Source organism: Bacillus sp. LR--39 (assembly GCF_053613335.1).
The window spans coordinates 914856-930557 of the sequence record NZ_JBSIOT010000001.1 but is presented as its reverse complement, the minus strand read 5'-3'; the positions used below and the strand labels follow the sequence as shown (position 1 = coordinate 930557).

The 15702-nt window shown below is 47.1% G+C and carries 10 protein-coding genes and 1 other annotated feature; of the genes, 2 read left to right on the top strand and 8 right to left on the bottom strand.

The genetic code is table 11. The features are described from left to right. Positions 1-25 precede the first annotated feature (25 nt). From ACWHAR_RS04935 to ACWHAR_RS04920, 4 genes are all read right to left on the bottom strand, one after another. Positions 26-1201 (bottom strand): MFS transporter, encoded by a 1176-nt coding sequence (locus ACWHAR_RS04935; RefSeq protein WP_032873488.1) that lies wholly within the window; start codon positions 1199-1201, stop codon positions 26-28. Between the two features lie 143 nt (positions 1202-1344). Beyond that, positions 1345-1647, bottom strand: coding sequence for an ArsR/SmtB family transcription factor (locus ACWHAR_RS04930; protein ID WP_003153841.1), 303 nt, complete (start codon positions 1645-1647; stop codon positions 1345-1347). 46 nt (positions 1648-1693) lie between these two features. Continuing rightward, positions 1694-3613, bottom strand: coding sequence for a threonine--tRNA ligase (gene thrS / locus ACWHAR_RS04925; RefSeq protein WP_032873485.1), 1920 nt, complete (start codon positions 3611-3613; stop codon positions 1694-1696). A 52-nt stretch (positions 3614-3665) separates the two neighbouring features. Further along, positions 3666-3890 (bottom strand) — a binding site (T-box leader). 366 nt (positions 3891-4256) lie between these two features. Next, positions 4257-5123 carry a LysR family transcriptional regulator gene (locus ACWHAR_RS04920; protein WP_032873482.1) on the bottom strand — a complete coding sequence of 289 codons (867 nt, stop codon included), beginning with the start codon at positions 5121-5123 and terminating at the stop codon, positions 4257-4259. A gap of 118 nt (positions 5124-5241) precedes the next feature. On the opposite strand from ACWHAR_RS04920, the gene ACWHAR_RS04915 reads away from it, so the two are divergent. Continuing rightward, positions 5242-6222 carry a zinc-binding dehydrogenase gene (locus tag ACWHAR_RS04915; protein WP_032873479.1) on the top strand — a complete coding sequence of 327 codons (981 nt, stop codon included), beginning with the start codon at positions 5242-5244 and terminating at the stop codon, positions 6220-6222. Between the two features lie 307 nt (positions 6223-6529). On the opposite strand, the gene gltD is transcribed toward ACWHAR_RS04915, so the two are convergent. Further along, positions 6530-8011 (bottom strand): glutamate synthase small subunit, encoded by a 1482-nt coding sequence (gltD, locus tag ACWHAR_RS04910; protein WP_003153838.1) that lies wholly within the window; start codon positions 8009-8011, stop codon positions 6530-6532. Between the two features lie 16 nt (positions 8012-8027). Continuing rightward, the gene (gltB, locus tag ACWHAR_RS04905) at positions 8028-12587 is read right to left on the bottom strand and encodes a glutamate synthase large subunit (protein ID WP_032873476.1); all 4560 of its coding nucleotides are present in this window, start codon (positions 12585-12587) and stop codon (positions 8028-8030) included. Positions 12588-12732: 145 nt separating this feature from the next. Between gltB and ACWHAR_RS04900 the strand changes: the two genes are divergently transcribed. Then, positions 12733-13635, top strand: a complete 903-nt coding sequence (locus ACWHAR_RS04900; RefSeq protein WP_003153836.1) for a LysR family transcriptional regulator — start codon at positions 12733-12735, stop codon at positions 13633-13635. A gap of 60 nt (positions 13636-13695) precedes the next feature. On the opposite strand, the gene proB is transcribed toward ACWHAR_RS04900, so the two are convergent. Beyond that, on the bottom strand, positions 13696-14814 hold the full coding sequence (gene proB / locus ACWHAR_RS04895; RefSeq protein WP_032873473.1) for a glutamate 5-kinase: 1119 nt from the start codon (positions 14812-14814) through the stop codon (positions 13696-13698). Positions 14815-14838: 24 nt separating this feature from the next. Beyond that, positions 14839-15687, bottom strand: a complete 849-nt coding sequence (proC, locus tag ACWHAR_RS04890; RefSeq protein ID WP_014418088.1) for a pyrroline-5-carboxylate reductase — start codon at positions 15685-15687, stop codon at positions 14839-14841. Between the last annotated feature and the right edge of the window lie 15 nt (positions 15688-15702).

Here is a 15702-nt window from a genome sequence, read left to right as displayed (position 1 = left end):
TCAAGCTGAGAAATGAGGCTTTTGTTTATTCTGCACTGTATTCAGTTGAGGTTTTTTCAGACGTTAATGACGCAAGCGAAAGCACGCCGCACATCGCGATGACAACACCCGCTGATCCGATCCATGTCACTGACGCAAGAGACAGATGAGTGACAACAATGCCCCCGATGCCCGCCCCGGCTGCCATAGCCAGCTGCATCACAGACTGGTTGAGGCCAAGTAATACACCCGATGATTCAGGCTCCATCGTTGCCAAATGATACTGCTGAGCAGGTCCTGATGACCAGGCGGCGAAGGACCAAAAAATAAGCACTGCCGCCGCTCCAAAAGCAGAATGTGTCACAAACGGCAATAACATGAGCATGATAGCATGAAGCGCCATTCCGCCGGTTAATGTCATACGCGCCCCCCATTTGTCTGCGCTGAAACCGCCTGCTTTAGAACCGGCAAGACTTGCAATACCGAAAATAAGCAGCAATGTACTCAGTATTCCGCTGCCGATATGAGTGACGTTCAGTAAATACGGAGAAAGGTACGTATACGCAACCGAATAGCCTCCGAGCCAAAAAAACGTAATGGCCAGCCCGACAGCCACCTTTCGTTTCTTCAAAAGAGAAAATTGCTGAATGAGCGGCACCGGTTTATCTCCTTTTATCTCAGGCAACGCGAAACGTATAATAAGCATGGCAATGATCCCGATTGCCGCAATTCCGGCGAAAACCACTTTCCAGCCGAAAGCTTCAGACACAGTTCTTCCCATCGGAACACCGATAATGAGCGCCGCCGTAAACCCCATAATGACGGTTGCGAGAGAACTTGCCTGTTTTCCCGGGGGAGCGATTTTTGCTGCGATCGTAAGCGCGGTGACCACCACGGTTCCTGCTCCAAGCGCCATAATCACCCGTGCTCCCGCAAATAAGCCGAATCCCTGCACAAGGAAAGAAATGATATTCCCGATAACAAACAGCCCCAGAGCATAGATCATGAGCTTCCTTCTGTCCAGTTTTGCTGTAAGGGCCATCATGACAGGCGTTCCGATTGCATAAACAAGCGAAAAAATCGTAATCAGCTGCCCTGCCGCTGCCACAGTAACTCCCAAGGAACCTGCAATTTTATCAAGCATCCCTGATATCACATATTCAGACGTCCCCACTAAAAAACTGATAATTGCCAAAATGTAAATCTTCCAGGTATTTTGCACCTGACACACTCCTTCATTGATGATTTATATAAAGATATATTGTGATATATCGATATAAAGAGTTGAACAAACAGAAACAAATCGCAATATGTCGATGTGTAGTCGGAAAAAGAAACTGAATCCCTCTTCTAAAGGATTCAGCCCTACATTTCGCGCTGAAAATAATCGGCCATCGCCTTTATCGCGTCTTCATCTCTTTTATAATAGGTGTATTTGCCAATCCGTTTTGTTTGGATAAGGCCCGCCCGCTGAAGGATGGAAAGATATTGAGACGCCGTTGACTGTGTCATCTGAAGCTTATCGGTGATCTGGCTGACACACACTCCGATCTCATTCATATCAATGCCATCATGCGGTGCGAAGTGACGGTCCGGCTCTTTCAGCCATTGTAAAATCTCAAGCCGTGACTCATTAGACAACGCTTTAAAAACATCAATAGGTTTCATACGCTTTATTATATCGTGATTTTACGATATGTCAATGTTGTTTTTATTAAATCTCTATTTTTTGTTTTGCCTCTCTTATGATCCGGGAAATAAAATCACTCACATTCTCTTCAAATGTGTCTTCCCGCCCGTATTGCCGTACATGTACAGATTGATGGCGGCACTCTTGATCCCCCACAACCGCAATATACGGTATTTTTTTCATTTGTGCTTCTCTGATTTTATAGCCGAGTTTTTCATCGCGCTGATCGAGCTCAGCCCGGATACCCGCTTTCTTCATTTGCAGGTGCACCTGTTCTGCGCAGTCCCGGTGTGCGGTGTTTGATACTGGGATGATTTTTGCCTGTACCGGTGCAAGCCATAAAGGGAACGCTCCCCCGAAATGTTCTGTAATGATTCCGAGAAATCTGTCGAGAGATCCGAATACCGCCCGGTGAATGACAACAGGACGGACTTTTTGGTTTTTTTCATCAATATATGTTAAATCAAATTTTTCCGGCATTTGAAAATCCAGTTGGACAGTGGCGCATTGATGGCTCCGGTTCAGCGCATCTTTTATATGAATATCAATTTTCGGTCCATAAAATGCACCATCTCCCCGATTAAACCGAAAACGATATCCCTGTTCTTTTAATACTTTTTCTAATGCGCTCTCAGCCCTGTCGCACAAGTGTTCGCTTCCCATGTAATCTTCCGGTCTTGTTGACAGCTCAATATCATAGGAAAAACCAAATGCGGTGTACACCTCGTGAATCAGCTGCAGCGCCGAAGCGATCTCACTCTCGATCTGATCCTGCGTTACAAAAATGTGTGCGTCATCCTGGCAAAAAGATCTGACGCGGAGCAGGCCATTAAGCCCCCCGCTGAATTCGTGACGGTGCACCTGACCGAACTCAGCCATCCGAATCGGAAGATCACGATAAGAACGAAGCTTTTCTTTAAATATGAGCATGTGGCCGGGGCAGTTCATCGGCTTTAACGCGAAGCGCTGATGATCAGCTTCTGAGAAATACATATTCTCTTTATAATGATCCCAGTGGCCGGATTGCTCCCAAAGACGCTGGTTCATCATCATAGGGGTGCGCACTTCCTGATAATCATAGTCATCCTGCTTTGAACGCAGAAATGATTCAAGCGTGTTTCGGATAAACTGACCGTTCGCCAGATAAAAAGGCATACCCGGCGCTTCTTCCGAAAACATAAAAAGTTGTAACTCCGCTCCCAATTTCCGATGATTTCTCATCTCCGCCTCTTTCAACACCTGAAAATGTCTGTTCAGCCCCTTTTCTGAGGAAAATGCTTTTCCATAGATGCGCTGGAGCATTTTTTGGTTGCTGTCGCCGCGCCAATAAGCCCCTGATACATGAGTGAGCGAAAAAGCTTTTATCTGTCCGGCAGACGCCAAGTGCGGACCCCGGCATAAATCAATGAATTCGCTCTGGCGGTATATACTGATTGTATCAGTCTGCGAAATACCCGCTAAGAGCTCAAGCTTCAGCGGTTCATGAGCAAACAGCTGCTCTGCCTCTTCTCTGGAGATTTCTTCTCTGATAATTTCCGGATTTTCCGAAATGATTCGGTTCATCTCTTTTTCAATGACTGCCAGGTCTTTTTCAGTAATTGTTTCATCCATATCAAAATCATAATAAAAGCCATTGTCAATAACGGGTCCGATCCCTAAACAAACCTTCGGATACAGACGTTTTACCGCTTGCGCCAATACGTGTGCTGCTGTGTGTCTCATCACTTCCAGTCCCGCTTCAGACTGAAAACTGCACAGTTCAATCGCCGCATCCTTATGAATGCTTCTTCTAAGGTCATATAACGATCCGTTTACCTTTCCGGCGGCAGACGTCTTTTTCAGACTCGGACTGATTGATTGAGCGATCTCTTCTAACGTAACGCCTTTCCGGTATTTTTTTTGTTTTCCATCAGGAAAAGTAATCACAATGTGTGGCTTCTTCACGGTCTGATCTCTCCTTTATTTTTAATAAAATAAAAAACACACTCATCCCAAAGCAAGGGACGAGTGTGTGTCAGACCCGCGGTTCCACCCAAATTCCCGCCACTTCAAGTGACGGCTCATTTTTGCCGTAACGCGGCTATACGGTATCGGCTGCTTTCGTTCACCGATACAGCTCAAAAGGCGGTAAGCTCATTCTTCGTGCCGGGAAGGTCTCAGCCGCGCCCTCCCTCTCTGTATGGCCGGTTAAAATGTCTCATGTCCTTATCATTGCCATTTTTCTTATATAAACATAAAAACACACTCATCCCAAAAGAAGGGACGAGTGTGTGTCAGACCCGCGGTTCCACCCAAATTCCCGCCACTTCAAGTGACGGCTCATTTTTGCCGTAACGCGGCTATACGGTATCGGCTGCTTTCGTTCACCAATACAGCTCAAAAGGCGGTAAGCTCATTCTTCGTGCCGGGAAGGTCTCAGCCGTGCCTTCCCTCTCTGTATGGCCGGTTAAAATGTCTCATGTCCTTATCATTGCAGATACTTTATCCGAAAAACTTTCTTTTATTATACATAAATTTTCCGAAAAAGAAAGTTTTTTTAAGAAAAACCAGAACGAAAAAAATTGGCGTACACAGCTGTCCTGTTTTCTCATCTTCCGTTCGGTAATGCTTTTAATCCATTTAGCAGTTCTTCAAACGCCGATGTCAAAAATAAATCACTCCGGTAGATGAATGATATATTCATATCCCGAAACTGTTCAGGAAGCTCATGAAGAAAAAGATTTTTCCTGTTTTGAAAATAACGGACGGCTGATGCAGGCAGAAAGGAAACCCCCATCCCCGCCTGCACCGCCCCAATAATGGCTTCCAACGTACCGAATTCAATGATTTTATGTGCGGGCATTGCCTCTTCTTTCAGTATGTTTTTTATTTTGCGGCGGTGCGAACAGCCCGCGGCAAAATACAGAATCGGATCTCGCAACAAGTCTTGCAAACTGCCTTCCCGCTTATTTGAAACCAAGACCAATTCTTCTTGAAATACAGCGACTTGCTCAAGATCTTCGTATTCGACCGGACCATAAACAAAAGCGCCGTCCAGCTCATAATGTAAGACGCGCTGCACTAAGGTATGTGTATCACCCGTTGACAGAGACAGCTGTACTTTCGGGTAACGGCTGTAATAGTCTGTGAAAAATTGAGGGAGATGGACGGCTGCCGCCGTTTCAAGAGAACCGATTCGAAGCGGGCCGTTCGGATCGCCTGCCTCTTGCGCCGTTTTTTGCGCCTCATGCAGCAATTGAAGGATTCTGTCTGCGTCTTTCAATAAGTTTTCACCTGCGGGCGTCAGCGTCATCCCCCGATTTGTGCGGTAAAAAAGCTGTGTTTGCAATTGCCGTTCCAGCTGCTGAATCCGGTTTGTCACATTTGATTGAACATAATGCAGGCTTTCTGCCGCCTTTGAAATACTTCCTTTGCGGGCGACAGCCTGAAAAATCTTTAAGTCTCCGCTTTCCATGTAAGGGCACCTTCTTGCTATGATTTTTATTGATAGCCGGCTATCAATTTTCATTTATTTACTGCAGCTGATACAGCCTGTAAAATCTTTCTCATCAATCATAAAGGAGAGAAGAATAATGAATGCCCTTATCATACACGAAAATGGCTTTGATTTCAGGCAGGCACCTGACAAAAGGCCAGGAAACGGCGAAGTAAAAATCAAGCTGAAAACAGCCGGATTAAACCATCGTGATTTGTTTTTAATGAAAAACCACGAAACCGGAAACCATGAATTTACTCTCGGTTCAGACGGCGCGGGGATCGTAACCGAAATAGGACACGGCGTCCGGTCTCATTTACTGCATGCAGAAGTCATCATCAACCCGGTGCTGAATTGGAAGACTGTTGAGGACGTACCAGCCGTCCCTGATATTTTAGGCGGTCCGAGCGACGGAACATTTTCACCTTATGTCATCGTTCCTGCGGAAAACGCCGTTTTAAAACCCGAACACCTGACTTGGGAGGAAGCGGGCGTGCTGCCGTTATCAGCATTAACCGCTTATCGCGCCTTATTTACAAAAGGACAATTAAAAAAAGGCGAACACCTTATCCTTCCGGGCATCGGAAGCGGCGTGGCAACTTACGCCTTATTAATGGCAAAAGCTATCGGAGCGACAGTCAGCGTCACCTCCCGCAGTGAAAACAAAAAACAAACCGCACTGTCATACGGTGCAGACCGGGCGATTGACAGCTACGGTGATTGGAATGAGGCACTGAATGGCGAAAAAGCAGATATCATACTTGACGGTGTAGGCCCCGCCTTGTTTCAACACTATCTTGACATTATTAAACCGAATGGCCGGATCGTAACATTCGGCGCCAGTTCAGGCGATCAGCTCGGATTTCCTATTCGCTCGCTGTTTTTTCCGCAGATTCATATTCTCGGTACATCAATGGGAAGCAATGAGGAATTCGCGGATATGCTGGAATTGATAAACCGCTGCGGCATCCGTCCCATTATCGACCGCATGTACCCTCTCAGTGAAGCAGCTGCCGCTTTTAACAGAATGCGGGAAGGACGGCAGTTCGGCAATATCGGCTTTCGTATAGATGTCTAAAAAAGGAGGAGCGGACCCGTCCGTTCCCTTATTTGTTTATAAGCGTTTCTGCTTGAAATTCAATATGTTTTTCTTCATCAATTAAAATCTGCCCGCAAATCGACTGCAGACACACAGAGCCCGTCAGCAGCACCGTGATCGACTGCTCAAGGCTTGCAAATCGTCTCAGTCTGCGGGAGAAAACAATCTCTCCACTCTGATAAACAAAATTCCATATGTTATCTTCCTTTCCACGTTATCCTTATATACTCATTTCAATACGAAAAACCGGCTGATCCCAGCCGGTTTTATAAATAAACCCCTTTATTTACGGTAAAACAGTGCTCCCCATTAAATAACTGTCGACTTCGCGCGCTGCTTCCCGGCCTTCATTAATCGCCCATACAATCAGGCTTTGGCCCCTTCTCGCATCCCCTGCGGCGAAAACACCGTCAACATTCGTTTTATAATCCCCATATGCCGCCTGAATTTTATGATTTGCCGAATCGACACCGAACTGTTTCAATAATGGCTGTTCTGTCCCTTCAAAACCGATGGCGATGAACACCAGCTGAGCAGGCCATACTTTTTCTGTCCCGGGCAGTTCATGAAATTCATACTTTCCGAATTCGTTTCTGACTTTTTCCATTTGAATGGTGTGAATCTCTTGTAAGCGGCCCTGCTTATCGGCCACCATTTTTGTCGTCTGAATTGAATATTCTCTCGGGTCTTTGCCGAACTTTGCCTGCGCTTCTTCATAGGCGTATTCAAGGGTAAAGACGTGCGGCTGTTCAGGCCACATATTGTCGTTCGTGCGCGTCTGAGGAAGTTTAGGATGTTTCCCGAACTGGTGCACACTGCGCGCTTTTTGGCGCAGCGCGGTTGCCACGCAGTCAGCTCCTGTGTCTCCTCCGCCGATCACGATGACGTCTTTCCCTTTAGCGTCTATAAATTGTTTGTCTTTGAAGTTGGAATCTAAATAGCTTTTCGTCGCCAGTGTTAAATAGTCCATCGCATAATGGACGCCTTTTGCTTCCCGGCCTTCAATCAGCAGATTGCGCTGCTTTTGGGCGCCTGTGCACAAAATGACGGCATCAAATTGTTCTTTCAGCTCATCAGCTGTTATGTCAACGCCGATTTCGGTATTTGTTACAAAATCTATACCTTCCTGCGTCAAAAGCTTAATACGGCGTTCGACGACATTTTTCTCAAGCTTCATGCTCGGAATGCCGTACATCAGCAGGCCGCCGGCTCTGTCGGCACGCTCATAGACTGTTACGGAATGACCGGCTTGATTCAGCTGATCAGCGCTTGCCAGACCTGCCGGGCCTGAACCGACGACAGCGACTTTTTTACCTGTGCGTTTCGCGGGAATTCTCGGCTGAATCCATCCGTTCTCAAAACCTTTGTCAATGATCGTCCGCTCGATGTTTTTAATTGAAACAGCCGGATCTGAAATAGCCAGCGTACAAGATCCTTCACAAGGAGCGGGACAGACCCGCCCTGTGAATTCAGGAAAGTTATTCGTTTTCAGAAGGCGCTCCAAGGCTTCTTTCCAGCGCCCCCGATAGACGAGGTCATTCCACTCCGGTATCAGATTATAAATCGGGCAGCCGGACGTAAAACCGTTGATATCAGCGCCGATTTGGCAAAACGGTGTGCCGCAATCCATACACCGCGCCCCCTGCCGCTTTGACGCTTCATCTGAAAATGGAGCCGAATACTCTTTCCAATCCTTTAAGCGAGTGAGAGGGTCCCGCTCAGCCGGTTTTTCTCGTTTTTCTTCCATGAATCCAGTTGGTTTCCCCATGTTCCTCTCCCCTTTCTTACTGTACTACCGCTTGTTTTTGATCTTTGGCAGGCGTTTGGTGAACCTTTGTATTGGCTTCAAAAGCATACATAATTGCGTCTTCTTCTGATAAACCCGCCGCTTTTTGTTCTTCGATGCTGAGGAGCATTTGTTTATAGTTTTTCGGAATGACTTTGATAAAGGTTTCTGCGGCTTTTTCCCAATTGTCCAGGAGATCTGCGGCTTTTTTGCTGTTTGTCAGCGCTGCATGCCGTTTGACCATTTCTTGTACTTCTTTGATCTCCGCCTCATCCGTCAGCTTTTCAAATGAAATCATTTCCATATTGCATTTGCGTTTAAATGCTTTGGCATCATCACTCAGGACGTATGCGATACCGCCTGACATTCCCGCCCCGAAGTTTTTGCCGACTTCGCCGAGGACGACAACCCGGCCGCCTGTCATGTATTCACAGCCGTGGTCTCCGATACCTTCTACAACGACATTGACTCCGCTGTTACGGACTGCAAAACGTTCACCGGCGCGCCCGTTAATGTACGCTTCCCCGCTTGTTGCTCCGTAAAATGCGACGTTCCCGATAATAACGTTATCGTGAGTTTCACAATTGAAGTCATCAGGCGCTTTCACGATGATTTTTCCGCCTGAAAGCCCTTTGCCTACGTAGTCATTTGAATCCCCGTTCAAATGAAGCGTCATCCCCTTAGGAACAAATGCCCCGAAACTCTGTCCGGCTGATCCGGTAAAATGAAGTCTGATCGTATCATCCGGCAGGCCTTCCGCTCCGTAGCGTTTAGAAATTTCACTTCCCGTCACGGTTCCGGCTACGCGATTTGTATTATTAATCTTGATTTCAGCTTCCGCTTCCTGACCGGCTTCAATTGCAGCCTGCACCGCCGGAAGAATAACCGTCATATCAAGCGACTCGTCGATTTTATGGTTTTGCGCCGTACGGAAAGTGCGTACGCCTTCAGGCTGGTACAGCAGTGTGGATAAATCAAGCTGGCCCGCTTTCCAATGCGCTTTCGCACGTTCACTGACATGAAGAACGTCTGTCCGTCCGATCATTTCATCAAGCGTCTTAAAGCCTAACTCTGCCATATATTCACGCACTTCTTCTGCGACAAACAGCATGTAATTTACGATATGGTCAGGGTCGCCCATGAATTTTTTGCGGAGCTCCGGGTTTTGCGTCGCGACACCTACAGGACATGTATCTAAGTGGCAGGCGCGCATCATAACGCAGCCGAGAACGACAAGCGGCGCTGTAGCAAAGCCGAATTCCTCCGCACCGAGCAAGGCGGCCATTACGACATCTCGGCCTGTCATCAGCTTACCGTCCGTTTCCAATACCACGCGATCCCGTAAACCGTTTAGCATCAGCGTTTGGTGAGCCTCTGCAAGACCAAGCTCCCACGGAAGACCCGTATGTTTAATACTTGTTTTCGGCGACGCGCCCGTTCCGCCATCGTAGCCGCTGATGACGATGACATCCGCCGTGCCTTTTGCCACACCGGCCGCAATCGTGCCGACACCGGCTTTTGACACGAGCTTGACGCTGATACGCGCGCTTCGATTTGCATTTTTCAAATCATGAATCAGCTGCGCCAAGTCTTCAATTGAATAAATATCATGGTGAGGAGGCGGTGAGATCAGCCCTACACCTGGTGTAGAACCGCGGACATCCGCGACCCAAGGATATACTTTGTTGCCCGGAAGCTGACCGCCTTCTCCCGGCTTCGCCCCTTGCGCCATTTTGATCTGCAATTCATCCGCATTGACGAGATAATGGCTCTTTACGCCGAAACGGCCGGAAGCGATCTGTTTAATCGCACTTCTTCTGTCGTCGCCATTTTCATCCGGAACGAAACGTTTCGGGTCCTCGCCGCCTTCTCCGCTGTTGCTTTTTCCGCCAAGCCTGTTCATCGCTATCGCTAAAGCCTCATGGGCTTCCTTGCTTAATGAACCGAATGACATCGCTCCTGTTTTAAAACGTTTCACGATGGACGCAGCTGATTCAACTTCCTCTAATTTTAAAGGCTTGCGGTCTTCTTTGAAGGCGAACAGATTGCGTAAAAATCCGATTCGTTCTTCATCCGCTGCATGAGAATACTGCTTAAACAGGCTGTAATCATTCTTGCGGCACGCCCATTGCAGGGTATGGATGGTTTTCGGATTGAAAGCGTGGTGCTCTCCCCCGTTCCGCCATTGGAATTCACTTCCCGGATCAAGAGTTTGGCTGTAATCATCCTTGTACGCCGCTTGATGGCGCTGTTTCGCTTCTTGCGCAATCGTTTCGATATCGATTCCGCCAAGCTGAGATGCAGTACCGGTAAAGTATTTGGCGATAACGTCTTCACCGATGCCGACCGCTTCAAAAATTTGGGCGCCCCTGTAACTTTGCACAGTTGAAATCCCCATTTTTGACATCACTTTCACGACGCCTTCTGTTACGCTCTTTCCGTATTTGCTGACAGCTTCTTCATACGGAATATCAAGCCGGCCTTCATCGATTTCCTGCTTATACGTAGCGTAAGTCAAATACGGATTGACAGCATCGGCACCATACCCGATGAGAGCCGCAAAGTGATGAACTTCACGCGCTTCCCCGGATTCAACGATAATGCTTGCTTTTGTTCGCAGGCCTTGGCGGATCAAATGCTGATGCATCGCACTGACGGCCAAGAGCGGCGGAATCGGCGTCAATTCCTTACTCATTGCCCTGTCAGATAAAATTAACAGAGATACGCCTTCCTTGATCGCTTTTTCCGCCTGCTGAAACAAATCCTTCAGGCCTTTTTCCAGGTCATCGGAAAACAGCGCGCGGATGTTCTGGCTCTTAATGTCAGGGTGCACAAGTGTTTTCAGCGCATAAAACTGTTCGTTTGATAATACAGGAGTATACAGTTTAATGCGGCGGGCATTTCTTTCACTTGGATGCAGCAGATCGCCTTCAGCTCCGAGCCATGTCACCGTGGAGGTCACAAGCTGCTCGCGGATCGCGTCAATCGGCGGGTTTGTGACTTGAGCAAACAGCTGTTTAAAGTAATGAAACAGTGATTGGGCGCGATCGGATAAAACGGCGAGCGGCGAATCATTTCCCATAGAGCCGAGCGGGTCCTTGCCTTCTTTAATAACAGGAATTAAATACTTCTGGATATCTTCATACGTATAGCCAAACGCTTTTTGACGGACGAGAAGATCATCGAATTGTTCCTCTTCCCGGATTTCCGGGTCAGGATTCACTTGAACCAATTCTTCTTCAAGCCATTTTTGATACGGGAATTCATTGGCGATTTCTGTTTTTACTTCTTCATCTGAAATAATCCGGCCTTCCTCTAAGTCAATGAGCAGCATTTTTCCGGGCTTCAGACGTTTTTTATGAAGAATGTTCTCCTGCTCAACTTCAATAACGCCGGCCTCGGATGAGAAAATAATATGGTCATCTTTTGTCACATAGTAACGTGCCGGACGCAGGCCGTTACGGTCAAGGATGGCGCCGATCTGTTTTCCGTCCGTAAACGAAATGGCGGTCGGCCCGTCCCACGGCTCCATTAAAGAGCTGTGATATTCATAAAAAGCCCGTTTCTCTTTAGACATGTGAGTGTTTTCCGTCCATGGTTCCGGAATCAGCATCATTGCCGTATGTGCCGGTTTCCGCCCCGCCATCACGAAAAATTCAAACGCATTATCAAGAATGGATGAGTCACTGCCCTCAGCATTTAAAATCGGCAGCACTTTGTGAAGATCGTCTCCGAAGCTTTCTGAAACGAACTGCTGCTCCCTCGCTCTCATCCAATTGATGTTGCCCCGGAGCGTATTGATTTCTCCGTTATGGATCAGATAGCGGTTCGGATGGGCACGTTCCCAAGTAGGAAAGGTATTTGTGCTGAATCTTGAATGCACGAGTGAAAATGCAGATACGAAGGTTTCATCCTGCAAATCCAAATAAAAAGCGTCAACTTGCTCAGGCGTTAACAACCCTTTATAAACAATAGTCTGGCTTGACAAGCTTGCGAAGTAAAAATCAAGCTGTTCTTGAAAGCCCCAATTTTCCGCCTGCTTCCGGATGACATACAGTTTGCGTTCAAAAGCAAGGCTGTCTTTCAAATCGTTTGCGGCGCCGATGAATACTTGACGCACATACGGGCAAGTGCTTTGTGCCACTGTTCCGATTTTTCCGACATTTACAGGGACGGTTCTCCAGCCAAGAACGATCTGTCCTTCCTGCTCAATGAATGTATTCACCTGTTTTTCGATCTTTTTTCTTTCCTCTTCATTTTGCGAGAAAAAGACCATTCCTACCCCGTAACGGCCTTTTTCCGGCAGTCTCATTTCTCCGCACTCTTTCTTAAAAAAAGCATCAGGGATCTGAACCATCAGGCCGGCGCCGTCACCCGTATTCGGATCACTGCCCTGTCCTCCTCTGTGATCCAGCTGGCAAAGCATCTTCAGTCCTTTTTTGACAATGTCATGTGAAGGTTTCCCTTTTAAATGGGCATACAAGCCGATTCCGCATGCATCGTGCTCAAATTCCGGACGGTAGAGACCTTGTGCTTTCGGCATTTGATTGTAAGTCATAATTCCTCTCCCCCGATCAGTTTCCGTTAATTATCGGTCATAAAATCTGACAACTTTAAATTAATTGTAAGTTTTCAAAACAATATAAACAATATATAATTTAGATCAAATACATCTCAAAATGAGATAGATAGGTGTGAACACAATGGAATTACGCCAGCTTCGGTATTTTATGGAAGTAGCAGAACGGGAACATGTGTCAGAAGCGGCTGATCATCTGCATGTCGCACAATCCGCCATCAGCAGGCAGATTGCAAATCTTGAAGAAGAGCTGAAAGTCACTTTATTTGAACGGGAAGGCAGAAATATTAAATTAACGCCGATCGGCAAACAATTTTTAGAACATGTTAAAACAGCGATGAAAGCAATTGATTACGCGAAGGAACAAATTGATGAATACCTTGATCCGAATCGCGGAACCGTCAAAATAGGATTTCCGACGAGCCTTGCAAGCCAGCTTTTGCCGACGGTGATTTCGGCATTTAAAGAGGAATACCCGAACGTTGAGTTTTTGCTCCGCCAGGGGTCTTATAAGTTTTTAATTGAAGCCGTAAGAAACAGGGATATAGATGCGGCGCTGCTCGGCCCCGTTCCGACGGAATTCCCCGACATAACAGGCAATATCTTATTCACGGAAAAGATTTACGCGCTTGTTCCGCTGCACCACCCGCTTGCCAAACAGAAAAATATTCATTTAATTGATCTGCGCGGCGACCAATTTGTTTTATTTCCTGAAGGGTTTATTCTCCGTAACATGGCGATTGACGCTTGCAGACAGGCCGGCTTTGCGCCGCTTGTATCGACGGAAGGCGAGGATTTAGATGCCATTAAAGGATTAGTCTCCGCGGGGATGGGAGTTACTTTATTACCTGAAAGCACCTTTGCAGAAACCACACCCCGGTTCACGGTCAAAATTCCGATTGAATTTCCTCAAGTGAAGCGTACCGTAGGTATTATTAAACCAAAAGGAAGGGAACTGGCTCCGTCTGCAAATGATTTCTATCATTTCGTCATTCAATTTTTCTCCAAACTTGAACAATATCAATAAAAAACAAACCCGAGCTTCAAAACGAAGCCTCGGGCTTTTTCATATTTTTATAGATCTTTCTCAGCCGATCGGAATGGATAGTTCAACGTGGCAGACAAACGCTTCCGGATCAATGACTGATTGATCGGTCTGTTTATGCGGCGTTTCTTTAAAAGTCTTCAGCTGGGCTGAGGAATAGTTGACGATGCCGAGTCCGAGCTCTTCTCCCTGCTGATCAAGCAGCCTGACAACCGCTCCGCTGCTGAATCTGCCCTTAATCTGCTCGATGTCCTGCGGTGACAGCTCCATATTTCCGTTCGCGACATCGCGGCTGCTTTCTTTTTCCATCACAATTTCGCCTTCGGGGCCGGAATTAAATGCAAGCCATTGTTCTTTGTGGTTTAACGGCAGGGTTCCTTCCGCTTCAAAATAAGTTCCTTCAGCCTTCTCATCTACCGCTTGAAGCAGAATGTCCGGAATGTTGGCCTGCCCGAGAAAGCCTTTAATACCGGAGGCCATCACAATTTTAAAAGCATCCAGTTTCGAACGCATTCCGCCGGTTCCCATTTCACTCCCGGCATCTCCCGCGCTTGCTTCTATTTCCGGAGTGATGTCACTTACATGTCTGATTCTTTTCGCTTTCGGGTTGCTGCGCGGATTATCATCATATAAACCGTCAATGTCTGATAAAATCACAAGCATGTCGGCATCAATTAAACCTGCCACCTTCGCTGCGAGTGTATCGTTATCTCCGAATTTCAGCCGATTGACTGTGACCGTGTCATTTTCATTAATAATTGGAATAATGCCCCGTTCCAAAAGGACGTTCATCGTATTGCGCACATTATGGTAGCGGTATTCATCGGAAAAGTCGCTTCTTGTAATTAAAATTTGTGATGCGACATAACCGTGCGCTAAAAACAGCTTTGAATAAGCCTCCATTAATAATCCCTGCCCGATGGAAGCGGAAGCCTGTTTTTCAGGGAGGCTTTCCGGTTTCTGAATAAATCCGAGCTTCCGATAACCTGCCGCCACTGCGCCGGAAGATACTAAAATCACTTCATAGCCGCTGTCTTTCAGCTGTGCGATTTGATCCACCAATGCTTCCAGCTTTCTTCTGCTGATTTCCCCGTGCAGGCTCGTCAGTGAGCTGCTGCCGATTTTCACCGCGACTCTTTTGATCTTCGTCCGAGACGTCACTGTATCACTCCTGTTTTTTAACGATTATAGTGCTGCCGTTTTTTCAATTGTTTTGCTGATCTCAATAGAACGTTCGGTCGCGTGTTTAATGGCTTTGGCAATGGCTTCTCCGCCGCCTTCTGACCTGAGCGCATCGAGGCCGGCTTCCGTCGTGCCGTTTGGAGAGGTGATGTTTTCCCGAAGCACATCCGGTTTTTCACCCGTTTCCATCAGCATTTTAGCTGCGCCCAATAACGTTTGCGCGCCGATTTTGCGGGACAGCCGTTTGTCTAAGCCGGCTTCTTCACCTGCTTTTTCAATAAACTCCATTAAATAATAAAAGTACGCCGGTCCGCTGCCTGCAATGCCGGTGAAAATGTCCATCTGATCTTCCTTGATCACGTACACTTCCCCGAGGCATTCCAAAAGGGATACCGCGGTTTTTGCTGAACCGTAAGAGACATGGTCTCCGAAAGCCGCAGCTGTTGCCGATTCGCCGATCATGCTGGATGTGTTCGGCATCACTCTTACAACAGGCTGACGATCATGTAATGATTGTTGTATAAATGAGGTTGTTATGCCTGCCAGAACAGACAGGATAATTTGATGAGGTTGAATACGCCGTTTCAGCGTAGCCAGAGCGATTTCGGCATCCTTCGGCTTCATGGCTAAAATAAAGACATCAATATCTTCGGTTTTCATGCTGTCAAAAGCAATGCCCTGAATTCCGTACTGATGTTCCAATTCAGCGAGTCGCTCTGTATTGCGGCGGTTTGTCACGCAGATGTTTTGGTTGGGAATTTTTTTTGCGCGGACCATGCCTGATATCATTCCTTCAGCCATTGATCCTGCTCCGATAAAAGCAACTTTCTTTTGATCTAAGATCGGTAACATCTCCCTTGTTCGTAT